Consider the following 18,810-nt stretch of genomic DNA (forward strand, 5'->3'; position numbering starts at 1 on the left):
CGTCAGCCCCCGAACCTCTGTCGCGCCGGCGGGCGCAGCAGTTGCACGGCGAGCGCACCCGATCCGCGCGGCTGGCCCAGCGGCCGCCGCTGATCCAGCGCCGCCGCCAGCGCCGCCACGTCGACCACGCCCCCGATGGCTCCCGCGCGCAGCGGAAGCGGCACCGAATTGCCCGTCTCGCCACCCGCCTCGTCGCGCACGTCAATGGCGGTGCCGGCGGTCGTGCCTTCGAAGCCGAACTGGACGGCCCCGTGCGGCTCCTCCAGCCACACCATCTCGGGCACGCCGTCGAAGAGGGCGAGCAGCAGCGAGGGCGCGAGCCGCTCCATCCGGAGGATCGGCACGACCAGTTCCGGATGATCCGCCTCCAGCCGCGCCGGATCGGCGCCGATCGGCACATCGGCCAGCGCCTTGCTCGTCCAGGCGCGCAGGCCGAATCCGGACCACTGGCTGACGATCTTCGATCGGATCAGCAGCCCCGATACCGTTCCCGGCGCGACATCCTGATCACCCGCCACGGCCAGATCGAAGCCGATCCGGCCGAGCGCGACCTTTCGCACGCCGTAGCGAAGGCGGTTCGAACTCGCGATCGCCGATCCCGCCGCCTTCTTCGCGCGGGCAAGCTCGCGCGATCCGTTGGAGGCGGAGCCCAGCGCGCCTTCGATCAGCGCATCCAGCCACGCATCGTCGAGCGTGAAGAAGCGGATCGCCTCGTCGGGCAACAGGCGGGCATCGGGCACGAGATAATGGAACGGCATGTCGTGCAGCAGACGCAGCCGCGCGAGGCGAAACTGGAGGTAGGGCGTCAGCGCCGGTGCGGTCGTGCCATCCACCCCCGCGGTCGGCACGCCTGCCGCCAGCGCCAGATCGGCACGCGCCTTCAGGAGCTTCGCCCCCATTGTCGGCTTCAGCGTCATGGCACGATCCTCGGGATCGTCAGGCGGCCGATATTGGCGATCGGCACGCGCGACCGATCGATCTTCGCGAGCAGCATGTCCTGCAATTGCGCGACCGATCCGATCGCGCCCACAACATCCACCATCGTCTTCATCTCGTCCGCCTCGATGCCGGCGCGGATCGCCGCCTCGGCCTTGCGGTGCCACTCGACCAGTTCACGCAGGAAGCGGCCGTCCGCGATCCCCAGCAGCCGCCCGATCTCGCCCGCCGCCGCCAGCGAGATGTCGCCCCCGCCAGCCGGCAGCGTATCGTCGCTCACCCCCACGAGCGGCCCGCGATAGAGCGACGTGGCGGTCGTGCCGTCATGATCCGTATGGTCGACGGAGAGCCGCCCGAGCGCATCGAGCAGGGCCTCGTCGCCCGCGGCGCCACCAAAGGGCGCGGCGTCGAGCTTTGCGGCCACCTCGGCAAAGGTGCCCCCCTCGTCCGCCGTCGTGAAAGGCCAGCTGTGGAGCAACACCAGCGGCGGCGGGGCCTGCCCGTTGGGCACCGCCCAGATATCGTCACGAGCCTCCAGCGAGACGAGGCAGGCGATATAGCCCGTCTCCGCCCCCGCCTGCCCGATCGGCAGCCGGTTCGCGGTCAGCAGCGCGAACCAGCCGTCATCGTCATTTCCGGCCATCACCGTATCGGCGAGATTCACCTGCCGCACATGCGCCAGCAGCGCCGCCTCGCGCCGGCTCGGCAGGATCGCGCGGAACGTGTCGAGCTGCTTCAGCTTGAGCAGGCTCACCAGCGGATCACCGACGAGCGGGTCGCGCGCGTCCAGCTCGCTCACCACCGCCGGGGGCAGCGAGGTGCGGACCGTCCCGCTCGCCACCTCCGCCTCATCGGCGCGCACCACCAGAAGCGCCAGCCACGACGCGCTTCCCGCCGCATCCGCGCGCCCGATCTTCCGCTCCCACGGCAGGGTCCGGCGTCCGAGCGCGACATGGGGCAGATAGGCCGCGAAGGCTCCCTTCGCGCCGGACGGCGGGAAGCTGTCGGCAACGTCGCTGCTGGCGAGGCCGAAGCGTGGCGCCACCACCTCGACGAACGCCTCCTGATCGGCCGGCGCGGCAAGCGGGGTGGCGCCTTCGGCCACCTTGAGCCCCGAATGGATGCGATAGAGCCCCGCCGCCAGATCGGGCACGACCGCATCGTGGAGGCGCATGCCGCCGATCGAGGGCACGTCGGTCATCGGACGATCTCCAGCACCGGCGTGGTCGTCATCGCGGCAGCGCGGAAGGCCGGCACGAAACGGGTGAAGGGCTCGGCCCGGAGCCGCCTGGCGACATCGGCGCTCTGGCCCTTCGTTGCCACCAGCCCGGCCAGCCGCCATCCCCCGCCTGTATCGACCTTCGCGGTGATCGCATCGGCATCGGCGTCGATCGCAAGCGGCACGACGATCGTCACGCGATCGCCATTCGGGTCGATCGTCGTACGTGCGCCCGCCACCGCGCCGGCGAGCTCGATCACGACATCTTCCGGCGCGGCGGCGGGGGTCAGCCGATCGAGCCGCACGATCAGCGCGGTCGGCCTGTCGGCGCCGATGGTGAAGCGGGTCGAAAGCCCGCTGAGTACCCGGCTCAGTTGCGCCGCGGCAAATGTCTGCTGCGTCGCGCCGCTCCGCTTCGGCGCGCGTCTGGGCGACCAGGGGCGCGGCGCGGTAATCACCACCGCCGGCCCGATATAGGTAGCGGGTCCTGCCTGCACGAGCTGCGTCATCGTATCCCAGCCGATTTCCGCCGTATTGGCCGGCTCGGTCAGGATCAGCGATTGCACGCCTTCGGGCAGCGGCACCTGCCCCGTCGCCGGCTCGCTGTCGCCGAGCACCGCGCCGGTTGCCGAAAGCGCGATCATGCGCTGGCCGGCGTCCGCAATCTCGATCCGGTGGGCAACCTCGGGCGCCAGCGTCCAGATCTGCGTCCGGCTAGCAGCCGGAAGCGGGGCCGTCGCCACTGCCGTCACAGATGCGGCGATCCCGCGCGGCAGCACCGTCGCGGAAAGGATGGGCTGCACGAACGCGGCCGGCGCCGCCGCGATCACGCCGCTGGTTGCCTCCAGCCGCCGCAGCGCGTTGATCGCCGGCAGGCCGGCGGGCTGGACGACGCGGATCACCGGCACGGGCGCAGGCGTTGGTGCGGGCGCCGCGCTCGCCTTGCCCCGGAAAGAGAGCGGCCGCGCCGCCTGCTCGTCGACCATCGAGGAGAAACGCAGTTCCCCGATCCGCCCGGTCGCCTCCCGGATCGCGGGGGCACTTTTCAGTTCCAGCGAGGCGAGCGCCGCAAGCATGGGCCGGCTGGTATCCACCACCTGGTTGCCCGCCGCATCCGTATGGCTCGCGGCGCCATCCCACACGGCCGCCGGAAAATGGCCCAGCACGGTCTTCGCCTCGAGCGCTGCCATCTCCGTTGCGCTCAGATCCTGCCACGCCCCCCCGTTGCGCCGCGCGATGATGATCTCCAGCCGGTTGGTGACCTGCCCGTGCGCCGGCCCGGCCGGCACCAGATCCACCCGGCCCGGCGCGCCCGGCGTCGCTAGGTTCGCGCCATTGAGGCGCAGCGCCGTCGCCGGCATCTTGCTCTCGATCCGCAGCGCAAATTCGCTGGCGACGAGCCAGGGCTTCGCCTCGCTCCCGTCCGGCTGGCCGCTGCCCGCGAGCCCGCCCGCCGCGACCGACGCAACGCTGCCGGCGCCCAGATATTTGTCGCGTATCTGCTCCCAGCTGAGGAAGGGCTGGGGCTTCTTCGTGCCGAACGGTATCGGGAATTTCGCGACGCCGACATCCACCGTCACCAGCCCGCTCAGCGGCGGCCCTTCCATGTCCAGCGTCGCGCCGATCGTTACCTGCAGCGTGGGCAGCTCGATGCAGATGCCGAAGGCGCAGCCCCGCAGCTTCACCTCCACGCCCACCTGAACGATCGCGCTCGCCTTGTAGAAGAACGGATCCCACGAAAGAATCATGTCGAGATCGGCGATGAACCAGGCGCGGATCGGCCCCAGCTGGTAGCTCGCCTCCAGCGACCCGCCGACCATCACTGCCGAATGGGTGATCGCGAAGAACTGGCCGCCCTTGATCGCGATCCCCTGGCCCACCTCCCAGTGGAAGCCCACGCGCGGCACGACCGGATAGTGATCCGGCGGCGTGAAGTAGCGCGAATAGCCGCCGACCGTCAGCAGCACTTCGGGTCGGTTGAACCAGATCACGAACGCGAAGCCGCCCGTCAGGTGGCAGTCGCGGCTCAGCAGCCAGCTGTTGTTGGTCAGCTCCGCCCGGATCGAGAGCACCTGATCGACCGTGCTGTATTTCGCCGCCAGCGCCAGCTCCAGCGAGACGATCGCCGCTTCCTCGGCCGGCGGCAGCGTCAGCCGCATCAGCCCCATCAGCGTGATCTCGAAGCCGCGATCGACCGCCACCGTCAGCAACGCGGTCGTGTGCAGCAGTTCGAACGTGCTGAACCGCACCCCAGCCGCGATCCAGAAGCCACCACGCGAGGGCGGGATGTCGGTGCCGATCCGCTGGAGCTGCTCCATCGGATCGCCGCCACCGCCGCCATCCATCGCGCGCACCAGCGGGAAGCCCGGCACGCCCGCCGGATCGCGCGGCGTCAGCAGCCGCCGGTTGAAGCCCGCGCCCCCCGCCAGCCCCGTGATGAACAGATAGGGCGGCCCTCCGATGGGCGCCGAAATGGCGAGGAACACGAACAGCGATGTATATTCGCCCGAGGCATCCTTCGGCCGCGCATAGGCGCCGATCGCCGACAGGCCGTAGCCGGAGACGTCCACCGCCAGCGATCCGCGATATTCGATCGATCCGTCCGGCAGAGTCGCCTTCAGAAGGCCGCCGCTGATCGAGAGCGAGCTGTTCGAATAATCGACCGCAAGGCCCGAAAGATCGATCCGCCACTGGGAAAGATCGGCGGGCCGGTCGAGCGGCACGTAAAGCCCCAGATCGTCCGCCGCGATCTCCAGCCCGGCAATCGCCACCGACGCATCGAGCGTGATGCCCACCTCGCCCGGCCGATTGGGGATGGGATTATAAAGGAGATCGATCTCCTGGATGTGGAGCGGACCGAGCGTGCGGTTGATCTCGATCCGCAGCCTTGGCTGGCCGGAAAAGCTGATCGCGAAGCCCTGCGGCCCCTTGCCGACGAAGATGTCGAACGGCGGCACGGAGGGAGCCGGATCGCCGCCCCCGTCCGATTTCACGAGCGAGGCCGCAACCGCATTGCCACCATCCCCACCGGTCGAGATCAGCATCCCGATCCCGCTCGCCTCGATGGCGCCCAGCACCTCGCCCTTCAGCGAAGGCGCATCCGGCCCGGTCAGCGCCACGTCCAGCGCGAGATAGCCGCCCGCCCCGCCCAGCTGGAAGCCGCCGGCCTTCACCAGCGGCGTATCGGCCTGCTTGCGCCCGAACGTTGCGCCGATTCCGCCCAGCCGCACGATCGGCGTGAAGGCCGGCCGGTTCGTGTCCGTCAGGTCGAGCAGCAGCAGCCCAACACCCTTGCCCTGATCGCCCCAGCCGAGATCCACATCCTCCGGCAGGCCGAACATCAGGGTCAGCGCATAAGGATCGATCTCGAAGCGCTGCGATCCCGCAAGACCGATGCCGTGGACGCTGCCAGAGCTGAGCACCGTCAGCGCCAGATCGCCCGCCAGCGGAATTCTGAGGTTGGTGAGCAGCCCCAGCGCGCCGTCCACCACCGCCAGCGGCCTGGGCAATGTCGTCGCCAGCAGATAGGGCGCCGTGCTGTTGGCACGGGTGACGAGCCTCGTCGCCACCACCAGTTCGCCGATCGTCTTGCCGCCGGTCCACATCTCGATCGCCAGCACCGGATCTGCGACCTTGAGCAGGATGTTGCCCGCCAGCGGCAGCAGCCAATGTTCCAGCAGACCCAGCAGTTGCGCCTCGCTCGGCGGCGTCGGCACGGGCGCGAGCTGGATCTGCATCTGCCCGCCTCCGATGGGATCGAAGGTCAGCCCCAGCCGCGCCGGCTGGCCCGCCAGAGGCACGTCGAGCGAGGCTGCCATCCTCGGCGCGAGCGACACGCCCGGATAGGGATTGATCGCCACTTCCACCGCGACATCAGCGACGAGATCGCCGGATGCGATCCCCAGATCGAAATCGATCGTCACGGGCTCCAGCATCAGCCCCGTGGCGACGAATTTCACGTCGATCGGCTGCGACCCGAAATCGCTCTCGATGCCGATCGATCCGCCGAGCACGCCTCCCATCGTCAGCGCGACCTTGCCGCCCGTCGCCGTCGCCGCGATCTGCTGCCCCAGGATGCTGTTGAGGACGGTGGCGCCCGCCGCCGCAAGGCCCGGCGCCAGCGCGATCAGGTTGCCGGTGCGGATCGTGGTGACGAGCGCGCCGAAATTCGCCGCCTTCGCCTGGAAGCCCTGGCCCGCCGCCGCCGCGCGATCGTAAAGGTCCATCGCGACCGCGACGTCCAGCACCTCGTCGATCACGCTCGCCTGCGCCAGCTCGGCCGCCAGCTTGTCGAGCACGAACGGCAGCAACAATTGAACGCCCGCCGTCGCCACGCTCTCGAAGCCGGAAAAAGCCGGCAGGATCGTCAGGTTCAGGCCGCTGGTCGTCGTCACCGAAAGGTTCAGCCCCTCGGCGGCGGCGGCGAAATGGATGTCGACCGATCCGAAGCCGCTCGTCGCAGGCAGGGGAAGCGAGAGCGTCACCGATCCGCCAGGCGCCACCTGCCCGGCCGCCCCGATCGAAAGCGACAGGCCCAGCGCCAGCGTCGCGTCTGTCCCGCCCTCGTCCCACAGTGCGATCGGCGCCAGCGTCTCGATGCCGAGATCGAAGCTCTGCCCCCCGCCCGATCCTACCGAAAGGCCAAGCAGGCCGGGAATGCGGATCGCATGCGCCGTATCGCCGTCGAGCCCGGCGAGCGTGCCGACCGCGCGGATGAGCCCATCGATCCGGGTCGCGTCGGGCAGGCCGCCGGTGGTCAGGAAGGTCTCCGCCAGCCAGCGTTGCGGATCCTCGATCAGGGTGCGCAGCGAAGTGAGCCGGATCGTGCCGCCGAACGCCTGTTCGGTCAGCAGACGGATCGCGCTGTCGGCGAGGAAGCCGGGGATCGCGCCAGCGAGCGCCGCCGCCAGCGCATCGGGATCGGGCGGCGAAAGCGCCACCGGCTGTCGCAGCCAGCCGCCCGCCAGCGACACGCCGCCACCCGCATCACGCCGGATCGTCGTTCCGCCGAGCGCCAGCCCGCCATCACGATCGATCGCGAGATTGCCCGCCTGCACCCCCGTCGTGCCGGTCACTTCCGCGATCGAGGCTAGCGTCAGGCCCGCGCCCGTCGCCGCGATCCGCACACGCCACGGCGCCTTCTCGATCCGGCATTCCAGCGGCAGGCCAGCCAGCGCCAGCGCCCACGGCCCGCCCTGCGCAGGTGCGCCCGCCGGTTTCACGAAGCCCAGCAGGCCCTGCGCGCGATCGAACAAGGCAGGCAGGCGCGCGCCGAACCACCCCATCCCGTCCACGCCGGCCGATCGCACCGCATCCGCCAGCATGATCGCGGGTGCCGCCGCCGTCCGCCGCCGCACGAAACCGAGATCGGCGAGCGCCGCCAGCACCGCCTCGATCGGGGCCGGGATCGGCGATGCACCGTCAAGCGTCGAGACGAGCAGGTCGAGCAGACCGGCCGCGCGCGGATCCGCGAGCCCGATCGCTTCGCTCGCACCGTCCCCGCGCAGGCAGGTATCGTGCAGCCGCACGCCGATCGTCGTCGCCGCACCGGTTCCCTGCGGATCGACACTGGCGATCAGGTCGGCGCGACGGATGCGCCCCACCTCTCCAGCGCCGAGTGCCGGCCCGCCGATCAGCCAGCCGTCGTCACGCCAAAGGCGCGCGCATATCCGGATCTGTCCCCTGGGGCTGGGCGGCGGCGCCGTGGTGGTGAGCGCGATCTCGCCAAGTTTCAGCCCCAGCGTCACTTCAGCCTGCGCCCCGCCGGCGGCGGCGGGCGGCACGCCGAGCGCCACCTCCATGCCCCAGCAGAGTGTTGTGGGCGCCGTCCGCGTCCGTGCCTTCCCATCCGCCGAAAGCGCGGCCGCCAGCGCCTGCTCCAGCCGCGTCGGCAACACCGACGGGATCGCCAGTGCCGGCACGATCAGATCGGGCGGCGGCCCCACGCGGCGCCAGCGGGCGGAGGACAGCAGGCCCGGCGCCGCCGTGCTGCCGCTTTCGGAAGAGCCGTCCAGCAGCCGCCCCAGCAGACCCAGTGCCCGGCCGGTCGCGTTGCTCGCCGTGGCGAGGCTGATCGGCGCCAGCGCCTGCGCGAGGCGCACCGCCTCGGCGATCCCGGCCTCGCCCCAATCGATCGTGATGCCCGGCCCGAGCGGTGCCGCCAGCGCGATCAGCCCCAGCAGGTTCGCGCCATTGTCAGCTGCATAGGCTTCGGCGACGAGGCCCAGGAAGGAATGGCTGACGATCACCAGCTTCGCGCCGGGCTTCGCCTGCCGGATCGCGGACACCGCCCGGCCCAGTGCAGCGACCGAATCCGCCAGCGCCATCTGGCCGTCATCACCCAGATCGAGGCTGTAACAGGCCGCCGCCGGCACCGCGCCGAGATCGACGAGCCGCGGCGGGATGCCGGGCGTGCGCAGCGAAAGCACCGCGTGATCGGCCGCCGCCACGCCTGTCGCCGCCAGCAGCGCATCCCAGCAGCCGGCGCCGGCCAACTTCGGTGCGAGGAGCAGCACCGCCGTGGCGCTCGCCGCCTGCCCGCTCGTCAGCGCTTCGATCCACGCCTTGGTTTCGGCGACGGCCTGCGCGTGGGAGGGCACATCGGCATGGGCCACGCTGGCGATCCGGCCGACATTCCAGGCTCCTCCGATCGGCACCGTCGCCTCGATCGGAAGCAATCCATCGCTGGCCGCGATTCGGGTGGAAAGCAAAGCCAGCCCATCGGCCGCCGCCGCGAGATCCCGGCCTTCCAGCGCATCGGCCAGCCACGGCGCATGGCCGCGAAGCTGCCCCGCGAGATCAAGCAACCGCGCCGCCGATGCGTCGGCCACCTGCTCCGGAAACGCATCCAGCCCATCGAGCGCCGCCGCCGCCCACGCCGCCGGTGGCCCGTCCGGCGTCAGCCACAGCGTGACGGCGGCGGGGCTCTCCTCCCCGTCCAGCGGCAGCCGCCACGGATCCTCCGTGGTGCCTCCGCCGATGATGGTCAGGCCATCAATATCGGAAAGATCGTTGAGCGCGATCGCGCGTGCCAGCCGCAGCAGCGCGGTCGCCGCCGGGCCGCCCGCCGCGATCACGGCCGCCTCGGCCTCGCCGCCCAGCCCGATCAGCCAGGCGCGAAGCGCGCCCGCAGGATCGCGGAGCAGATCGCCGATGCCGCCGCCTGCCGGAATCTCCAGCGGCGGCAGAATGGCGTCGCCCGCCGATATGCCCAGAGCAGCCAACAGCGCCCGCGCGCCTTCGCCCAGCAACGATTGCGCGCTCCGCGCGATCAGCAGCCTGAGCGCCGGCCACAAGGCCGCCGCATCGAGGCCCAGCCCAAGATCGGGCTGCGTCGGATCGATCGCCAGCAGATCGTCGACGGTGAGCGTGCCGAGCGTCAGTTCGGTATCCCCGACGGCCAGCGCGATATCCGCCACCGATGCACCGACCTTCACCGTGGATCCGGGCGCCCACCCCGCGCGCAGCAGGAGCGAGGAAGCGGAAAGCGCCACCCCGCCCACGCCCGGCTGCAACGGCTCCGGCGCGAGCCCCGCCGAAAGTTCGATCGAGGGCAGGAATCTGGGCGCGCCGCCCCCGATCGCGATCTCCAGCAAGCCGATCAAGAGTGCCGCCGCCCAGCCGTCGCCGCTTGTCGCCGCCCGCAGCGCCAGCACGAACCGGGGGTGGGTATCGTCCCCGCCATTCCAGCAGGCCAGCTCGAAGCTTACGGGCGATTCCGCCGGCGTCGGCAGCGCCTCGATCCTCACCCGCCATGGCTGAGAGGCCGTGCCCGCCCCCGCCACCTGCCCGGCAGCATTGCCCAGCAGCTCTCCCGCCGCCGCGACGATCGTGCCCCACCCTGCTGTCGTGGCCAGAAGCGCCCGATAATAGGCCCCGATCGCGCCAAGCGGATCCCGCGCGAAGACGGAGAGATCCAGCGCCGGCGTGCCCTTCAGCCCCACCAAAGTCCGCAGCGCATCGACCGCCTTCGCCCCCGCCGCGCCAAGCCCGGCCTCCAGCGCATCCTCCAGCACGCCTTCGGCGGCGCTCGTCAGGCTGCCGGCCCGGGTGAAATCGATCCGGTCGAAATGGGAGGATTGCGATCCGATCCCGACGGTGACGTCGGTCAGCTCCAGCACCGGCGATATGGCGGGCGTCCCGCTTTCCAGCGAGCAGCGCACCCCCGCTCGCAGGCCGCCCACCCCGAACCGGGCCATGCCGGCCCCCGTCGCCGGCACCAGCGGCGTCCCCGATGCTGTGGCATCGACGCGCAGTTCGAACCGTTCGAGCACCCGGACCCGGCCGCCCCCGCCCAGCGGGATAGCAAGCAGCTGCGCATCGGCCCGGAGCGCGGCATCGACCGCCGCGCTGCCCGCATAATCGATCGCCAGCCCGATCAGCAGCTGCCGCACGCCGTCCGCCGGATCGGCTGCCAGCGCGAAGCTCAGCGTCAGTCCGGGGGCGGTGGTGGTCCCCTCCAGCAATGGCAGCACGAACGGCCCGGCAGCCGATCCCGCCGCCGGCGCCGCAACGCCCATCAGCGTGCCGATCGCCACAACCCACGCGCCGAGCGCCGCCCGACCATCCGGCAGCTGCGCCGTCGCCAGCGCCGCCAGCCAGTCGCGGAAGGCGTTCGGATCGGTGAAGAGCGCCGAGAACGGAAAGTCCGGCATCCCCTCGGCCAGCCCGACCATCCCGGGCAGCGCATGGGCGATCCGGCCGACGACCGGCGGCAGCGGATCGATCTGCGCCAGCGCCAGATCGAGCAGAAGGGTCGCCAGCCGCCCGATCGGCGATCCCGCGCCCGCCAGATCGAAGGCGATGGGCTCGCCATCGCCCAGATCGAGGGTGATCGCGAAGCGGCTCCGCTCCTCGTCCGGCGGCGCCACCACCTTGGCCGTCGCCGCGATGCGCGCGCCACCGGCCGAGGCGGGCGCGGAAACGGTGATCGTCAGCGGATGATCCGGCGTGCCGCCGACCGGCGTGACATGCCCGTTCTCCGCCTTGAGCAGCACAAGCTCACCAGTGGCACCGGGGCCGTCATTGGCGGCCTGCACCTCGCCCGCGATCGCGAGTTGCATCGCAGATCCCGGCGCCGCCCCCGCGCGCGTGACGATGACATAGATCTGCCCGGGCGCGTCGGCGTCGAGCAAGGGATAGGCGCTGCGCAGTGGCGTTCCGGTCGGGGGCGGGCCGCCGCCGCCGCCCGACGCACCGATGGCGTCCAGCAGCAGGGGCTCGGCCCGCTCGATCAGCTCTTCCATCGCCGAAACCAGAGCGGCCCGTTGCACATCGTCCGAGAAGATGCGCGAGAGCTTGCTCCAGGGCGCGCGGAAGAAATCCTCGTTCAGCGTGATCGCGCCGCCATTGCCCGGCCGCACGATCCCGATCGCGATCGCCAGATCGCGAACAACCGGATCGAGCTGAACACTTATGGCCAAATGCGCCCCTCCCCGTCCGCCGCAGCGTCAGCTGTTATTCGGTGAGGGGTAATTACGGGGCGGCGGCTTCGGCCCGCTGATGGGCCGAAGCAGGATCGTCAGCTCCACCACGCCATCGGCGATCACGAATGTGCTGCCCATCCGCACGCCCTTGAAGCCGGGCACCTCGATGTCGATCGTCGTGCCGGAAAGCGGATACATCCAGAGCGTCGACAGGAAGGACTGGAGTACCGGCGTGTTCGTGTTGCGCGCCCGCATCGCCGGGTTGAGCGCCTCGTCCATCGAGGTGAAGAAGGGCATGTTGCGCGGGAAGTTCGTGAAGATGGATGCGGTGAAGGCCGCGGCCTGGCGGGCGGCCGAGGCCGAACGACCGGCGCCGATCTCCGGCTCCAGTTTCGCCTCCACGATCGGCGTGAGAATGGTCCTGAAGGTTTCGACCAGCCTCTGGTCACCCGCCGGAATCGGCGCCTTGATGCTGATCGATTCGATGGCCTTTTTCCGATCGGCCGGGAAGCCGTGCATCGCGCGCCGCTTGATCGACAGGATCACGTCCTGGGCGAAATCCCGGAGCGGGGCGAGCCGCTCGTCAAGCGCGCGCTTGATCGTGTCGGCGGCATCGGAACCGAGCTGGCCGATCTTGTTGTCAAGCTCCTCGAGGCTGAAGCTGCGACGGAGCTTGTCGGCCTGCTCATAGGCGTCGTTCGCCGATTTCATCAGGGCACCGCCCAGCATGTGGATCGGCAGGACCAGGAAATCCTCCAGTTCCTTCTCGAACGCCTCGACCGTGCCCTGCGCCGATCGCGCCATCCCGAGAAACTTGTCGTGAATGGTCTCCACCGCCTGGTCGATGGTGGTGATGCCGGCTTCCAGCGCCTGCGAAAGCGCGCTCGTGATGAGACCCTTCATCGCGGGATCGAGCGGCTGAAGCTCCCAATCCATATATTCCGGGTCGATCGAATTGGCGGTCCAGTAGATCAGCCGCGCCTGCCCCGTCTGGTCGATCTCGACCGCCCAGATCACGCCTTCCATCCAGCCCGCCGTGCCGGTGTTGAAATAGTTGGTCTTCAGCGACGGGCGGGGGAGATTGGGGAACAGCCGTTCCAGAGCGGACAATACGGGTGCGAACGGCAGGACCAGGCTGTTCAGATTGCCGAGCGTCATGAACGGCTGGCTCTGCGGATTGTGGGTATGCCCCAGGCAGATGTGGTTCATGTGATGCCGCTTGATGTAGGTATAGGCATCGAACGGATTGAGCGCGTTCATGTCCGCGCGGCTCTGCGCCGGTGTCTTGATCTGGCCGTTCACGGTCGTGTTGAGCGCGAGCCCCAGTGCGCCCCACGCGCTGGGGATCGACTCATAGAACATCACATTGTCGCTCAGCGTCCGCAGGCGGCTGGGCATATGCTGGACATCGTGGGCGAATTTGATCGACGATTGCTTGTCCGGCCAGGAATTGAACACCGGCATGGCGGAGAGCTTGTCGCCGAAATCAATCAGCGGATTGCCTTGCAGCGCGATGCCGCGCGCATCGAGCAGCGGATCCATCATGCCATCCGCCGTCACGCCCACCGCGTTGGCGATGAGCATGCCGAGCATCTCGTTTTCCGGGCAATTCCAGAAATCGAACTGGTGGCCGTGGCAGACCAGCATCTGGCACGTATCGGTATAATCGTTGGAATCGAGGCCGAGTTTGCCCTTGGTCAGCCGATCTACGGCCTGCTGCACATTCTGCGCGCTCATCACGCTCGGCAGGCTCGCCAGTATGTCGAGCGCCGAATTCTCGAACATCGTCTTGACGCCTTTGATCAGACAGGCGTCGTAGATTTCGAACGGAGCCGCGCTGTTGCCCTTGATGGCCCTTTCCAGCTTGGCGCGGAGCGCGGCATCCTTGAGAAAGGAATCGTGATTGCCCTGGATGCGCACATAGCGGCCCGCCGCATGAAGGGTGGCCAGCTTGGCGTAGATGTCGGCATTGGCGTCGATCGCGAGTTGCAGCTTGGCGGCCACATCCAGATCACCGTTCGCCGTCTTGGGATAGGCGGTCGTATCGCCGACGAACCACAATTCTTCGCAGTCGCCACCTTCGACGACGGTGTAATCATGGGCGAAAGCATAATCCAGAAGCCGCTTGTAAAGCCCCTTGTTCGCCTTGAAATGATCGATCGAACCGGATTTGAACGGCCCCTTGTCATCGATCGCGGCATCGCGATGCACATCGCTGAACAGCAGATATTTGCGTGTCGCCGTGGGCGGATCGAGGCTCTTCACCTTCCACACCGGCTCGCTGTTCTGGGCGTTCGCCGCGGGAACCGTGATGTTCCCGCTCGCATCCTGCTCGGCGAAGTGGAGGCCCCACCAGAAGGGGCAGCGCCGCAACATCACGCCCGGCAGGACGAGGATGACGAGCATCACGCCGAGCATCGGATCCTCGTTGACCGCCTTCAGGATCCCGAGGCGGGTGGCACTGTCGGTGTTCGAAAGTGCCTCCTCCGCCTTCAGCTTCCAGCGGTCGAGGTCGGCCGGGAGATACGTACGGTGGGCGATCGGCTTCAGGAACGCTTTCCACTGGTTGGCGAGGTCCAGCAGATCGTCCGTTGTCGGCGCATTCGCGCGGGTCAGCAGGTTAAGCGAAGAAATCGCTTCCTCGAGCACCGAATCGGCCACTCAACGCCCCTCCCTACGCCCCCGATCATCCTTAACAGATGTGGTTACTGGAAAGTACAGATATTTTCATCTTCCAGTAGCTGGCACCATAGGCTGGCGAGACGCCGCCAGATCTGCGGATACCCGCAAGTTGGCGGTAATGAGCCGTAAATCCCGTATGAATTGGCCTTCCCGTTTCTGTGTTTCAATTCATTGCTCAGGATGACCGCCCTCGTGGCGATGATGCCGTCGCGCTTTACGCCGTCGCAGCGGAACATGGGGGATGGGCCGTTAGGGCGACGATCGACCCGCCTTTGAACAACTCACGACGCAGGCATCATTTCCTGTTCCGGATCAACAGGTTCCGGGCCTGATAATTCTGATCCTTCACCGTCTCCATGGCAACGAAGGTCGATGTGCTCGCGACATGGGGCAAGCTTGATATCTTCTCGCCGAGCACGATCCGGTAACGGCGGATATCGGTTGTGCGGACCTTCAGCAGATAATCGAAACTGCTGGCGATCATGTGGCATTCCTCGATTTCCGGAATGCGCAGCACGCCGGCATTGAATTCACGCAGCGCCTGTTCGCGCGTGTCGGATAATTTGACCTCGGCAAAGGCCACATGTTCGAGGCCCAGCTTGGCCGGATCGACGATCGCCGAAAAGCCCTGGATCACCCCCGCTTCGCTCAGCCGGCGCATCCGTATCTGGCAAGGCGTTTTCGACAGGCCCACCCTGCTGGCGAGATCCGTCACCGTCATCCGGCCATCGTCGACGAGGGCGGCGATGATCTTGCGATCGAATTCATCCAGATCAACCATAGACTGCCAGCCATCTACCCATTTCGTCTATAAAAGCCACGATTTATAGCCATATCGACCATCATGGAAGCATCAATAAGTCGATCCGGATTTCGATTTCCGGCTATCGTGACGGTATGAGCCACGAACGTCCCTTCGCTGCCTTCGCGCCGGCCATTCGCATGCCTTCTCCCCTGCGAGAGGCGATCACCGCCGCCTATCGCGGCGACGAACCGGCCGCACTCGCGCCGCTGATCGCGGCGGCCACGCTCGACGAAGACGGCAGAGCCGCGGTGCGGACCACCGCGCGCGCGCTGGTCACCGCGCTGAGGGCCGAACAGGGCGACGGCGGCGTCAAGGGACTGCTTCAGGAATATTCCCTGTCGAGCCAGGAAGGTGTCGCGCTGATGTGCCTTGCCGAGGCGCTGCTGCGTATTCCGGATGCCGCAACCCGCGATGCACTGATCCGCGACAAGATCGCGGATGGCGATTGGAGCGCGCATCTCGGCAGCGGCAGATCGCTGTTCGTCAACGCCGCCACCTGGGGTCTGGTCGTTACCGGCAAGCTGGTGGGGAGTGTCGACGATACCGGGCTGGGCGCGGCGCTCACCCGGCTGGTCGCCCGCGCGGGCGAGCCGGTGATCCGGCGGGGCGTCGATTTCGCGATGCGGATGATGGGCGAACAATTCGTCAATGGAGAAACCATCGCCGAAGCGCTGGACCGGTCCGGCGCGATGGAGGCGAAGGGCTTCGGCTATAGCTACGACATGCTGGGCGAAGCCGCCACCACGGGGGCGGATGCCGATCGCTATCATGCCGATTACGAGCGCGCGATCCATGCCATCGGCAGGGCATCGGGCCGGCGTGGCGTCTATGATGGCCCGGGCATCTCGATCAAGCTTTCGGCCCTGCACCCTCGCTATGTTCGCGCGCAGGCGGAGCGGGTGACAGGCGAATTGCTGCCGCGCGTGAAGGCGTTGGCGCTGCTCGCCAGGGGCTATGATATCGGCTTCAATATCGATGCGGAGGAGGCGGACCGGCTGGAGCTGTCGCTCGATCTGCTGGAGAGCCTGGCGCTGGATCCGGAGCTTGCCGCTTGGAACGGGCTCGGTTTCGTCGTCCAGGCCTATGGCAAGCGCTGCCCGTTCGTGATCGACTGGATCATCGATCTCGCCCGCCGGGCCGATCGCAGGATCATGGTACGGCTCGTAAAGGGCGCTTACTGGGATGCCGAGATCAAGCGCGCGCAGGTCGACGGGCTCGCCGATTTTCCGGTCTACACCCGCAAGCTCCACACCGACATCGCCTACATCGCCTGCGCCCGGAAGCTGCTCGATGCGCGCGACGCGGTCTTCCCGCAATTCGCGACCCACAATGCGCAGACGCTTGCGACCATCCACCATCTCGCCGGCCCGGACTTCGCCCTCGGCGACTATGAATTCCAGTGCCTCCACGGCATGGGAGAGCCGCTCTACCGGCAGGTCGTTGGGAAGGACAAGCTTGCCCGGCCGTGCCGCATCTACGCACCGGTCGGCGCGCATGAGACGCTGCTGGCTTATCTGGTCCGCCGGCTGCTGGAGAACGGAGCCAACTCCTCCTTCGTCAACCGGATCGCCGACCCTGCCGTCTCGATCGACGAGTTGATCGCCGATCCGGTGGAAGCCGTCCGTGCCATGCCGAATCCCGGCGCCCGGCACGATCTGATCGCATTACCCTCGGCCCTCTATCCCGATCGCCGCAATTCGGACGGCATCGATCCGAGCGACGAGAGCGCGCTGTCGGCGTTGACCAGATCGCTGTGCCAGAGCGCCGAGACGATATGGACAGCGGCGCCCGCCGACCGTCTCACCGTATCTCGCCCGGTCATCAATCCAGCCGATCATCGCGACCTCGTCGGCGCGGTGTTCGAGGCAATCCCGGAGCAGGTCCGGGCGGCTGCGCATATCGCGGCCAGGTCGGCATGGCCGGCCACACGCGTCGCCGATCGCGCTGCCATGCTGGAGCGGGCCGCCGATGCGATGCAGGCGCGCATGCCCATCCTGCTGGGCCTCATCATCCGCGAGGCCGGAAAATCGCTGCCAAACGCAATCGCGGAGGTGCGCGAGGCGATCGATTTCCTGCGCTATTATGCGGCGCAGGCCCGCGCCGGCCTTGGCCCCGAACATAGGCCTCTGGGGCCGATCGCCTGCATCAGCCCCTGGAACTTCCCGCTCGCGATCTTCACGGGCCAGATGGTGGCGGCGCTCGTCGCCGGCAATCCGGTCCTGGCCAAGCCCGCCGAGGAAACCCCGTTGATCGCGGCCGAAGCCGTGCGCTTGCTCCACGAAGCCGGCATTCCCGCCGATGCGCTGCAACTGCTGCCGGGCGACGGCGGCGTCGGGGCCGCTCTTGTCTCCTCACCCGAAGTCGCGGGCGTGATATTCACCGGATCGACCGAGGTGGCGCGCCTGATCCAGCGCCAGCTGGCGACCCGGCTCTCGCCGCAAGGCAGACCCATCCCCCTGATCGCCGAGACGGGCGGGCAGAATGCGATGATCGTCGACAGCTCCGCGCTTGCCGAGCAGGTGGTGGCGGACGTCATCGCCTCGGCCTTCGACAGTGCCGGCCAGCGTTGTTCCGCGCTGCGCATCCTCTGCTTGCAGGATGACGTGGCCGATCGCATCCTCACGATGCTCAAGGGCGCGCTCGGGGAATTGCGGATCGGCCGCCCGGATCGGCTGGCGATCGATATCGGGCCGGTCATCACAGCGGAAGCACAGGCGACGATCACCGCCCACATAGAGGCGATGCGCGCGCTCGGCCGCCGCATCGAGCAACAGGCGCTGCCGCCCGAAACCGCGCACGGCACCTTCGTTGCGCCCACCATCATCGAACTGGACAGCATCGCGGACCTGACGCGCGAGGTGTTCGGCCCGGTGCTCCACATCATCCGCTTCCGCCGCGAGACGCTCGACGAGCTGATGGAAGCGATCAACGCCACGGGCTACGGCCTGACATTCGGCCTCCACACCCGGCTCGATGCAACGAGCGCGCAGGTCACGACGAAGGTGGAAGCGGGCAATCTTTATGTGAACCGCAATCTCATCGGCGCGGTCGTCGGGGTCCAGCCTTTCGGGGGGCGCGGTCTTTCGGGCACCGGGCCGAAAGCGGGCGGACCGCTCTATCTGGAGCGTCTGGTCATCAATCCACCCGGCCAGCTCGCCAGTGGCGGGGCCTCGATCCCAGCGCTGCGCGATCTGGCCGAATGGCTGGTGGAGCAGGGCGATGCCGATGCCGCGATCATGGCGCGGCGTTTTGGCGCGGCGTCCGCACTCGGCATGACGCGTGAGCTGCCTGGCCCTGTGGGGGAGCGCAATCTCTACGCGCTTCGTCCGCGCGGCTGCATCCTGATGAAGCCGACGACGCGGCAAGGGCTCCTCGCCCAGATGGCGGCGGTTCTGGCGACCGGAAATCGCGGCATGATCGATGGCATGGCGCTGCCGGGCGGGTTGCCGCCGCGTGTAGCGGCGGCGTTCCGGCCACGCGGGGACGCGCCGTTCGCCGCCGCCCTCGTCGAAGGGGACGAGGCCTTTATCCGTGCCGCCGTCGCGGAAATGGCGGCCTTGCCCGGGCCGATCGTGTCGGTTCACGCGGCCGATCCGAACCAGCAACTCCCCTATCCGTGTCAGTTTCTGCTGGAAGAAACCTCCACCTCGATCAACACGACCGCCGCAGGCGGCAATGCCAGCCTGATGATGATCGCGCCTTGAAGAGCGCTTTCGGATCGCGGAGTTGCGGGCTCGAATGGG

Annotated in this window: 6 protein-coding genes; 1 reads left to right on the plus strand and 5 read right to left on the minus strand. The window is 68.4% G+C overall.

Annotated elements, in window-relative coordinates; all coding sequences use genetic code 11:
* Positions 1–2: 2 nt before the first annotated feature.
* From DI605_RS05845 to DI605_RS05865, 5 genes are all read right to left on the minus strand, one after another.
* The gene (locus DI605_RS05845) at positions 3–917 is read right to left on the minus strand and encodes a hypothetical protein (RefSeq protein ID WP_293970458.1); all 915 of its coding nucleotides are present in this window, start codon (positions 915–917) and stop codon (positions 3–5) included.
* Entirely contained in the window at positions 914–2,137 is a 1,224-nt protein-coding gene (locus tag DI605_RS05850) for a hypothetical protein (RefSeq protein ID WP_293970461.1), read from the minus strand. Before DI605_RS05850 ends, DI605_RS05845 begins: the two co-directional genes overlap by 4 nt.
* Positions 2,134–11,577, minus strand: a complete 9,444-nt coding sequence (locus tag DI605_RS05855; protein ID WP_293970464.1) for a DUF6603 domain-containing protein — start codon at positions 11,575–11,577, stop codon at positions 2,134–2,136. Before DI605_RS05855 ends, DI605_RS05850 begins: the two co-directional genes overlap by 4 nt.
* Before the next feature lie 27 nt (positions 11,578–11,604).
* Positions 11,605–14,241, minus strand: coding sequence for a hypothetical protein (locus DI605_RS05860; protein ID WP_293970466.1), 2,637 nt, complete (start codon positions 14,239–14,241; stop codon positions 11,605–11,607).
* A 316-nt stretch (positions 14,242–14,557) separates the two neighbouring features.
* Positions 14,558–15,043 (minus strand): Lrp/AsnC ligand binding domain-containing protein, encoded by a 486-nt coding sequence (locus DI605_RS05865; protein WP_293970469.1) that lies wholly within the window; start codon positions 15,041–15,043, stop codon positions 14,558–14,560.
* Positions 15,044–15,159: 116 nt separating this feature from the next.
* Here DI605_RS05865 and putA point away from each other — a divergent pair, with 116 nt between their 5' ends.
* Entirely contained in the window at positions 15,160–18,771 is a 3,612-nt protein-coding gene (gene putA, locus DI605_RS05870; RefSeq protein ID WP_293970472.1) for a trifunctional transcriptional regulator/proline dehydrogenase/L-glutamate gamma-semialdehyde dehydrogenase, read from the plus strand.
* Positions 18,772–18,810: the final 39 nt, after the last annotated feature.

This window comes from Sphingomonas sp., from assembly GCF_003248515.1.
In the GTDB taxonomy this organism is placed as follows: Bacteria; Pseudomonadota; Alphaproteobacteria; order Sphingomonadales; family Sphingomonadaceae; genus Sphingomonas_I.

Excerpts from the sequence above, each read along its gene's own strand:
- DI605_RS05865 (WP_293970469.1), bottom strand. The coding sequence starts at position 15,043 with ATGGTTGATCTGGATGAATTCGATCGCAAGATCATCGCCGCCCTCGTC.
- DI605_RS05845 (WP_293970458.1), bottom strand. The coding sequence starts at position 917 with ATGACGCTGAAGCCGACAATGGGGGCGAAGCTCCTGAAGGCGCGTGCC.
- DI605_RS05850 (WP_293970461.1), bottom strand. The coding sequence starts at position 2,137 with ATGACCGACGTGCCCTCGATCGGCGGCATGCGCCTCCACGATGCGGTC.
- putA (WP_293970472.1), top strand. The coding sequence starts at position 15,160 with ATGAGCCACGAACGTCCCTTCGCTGCCTTCGCGCCGGCCATTCGCATG.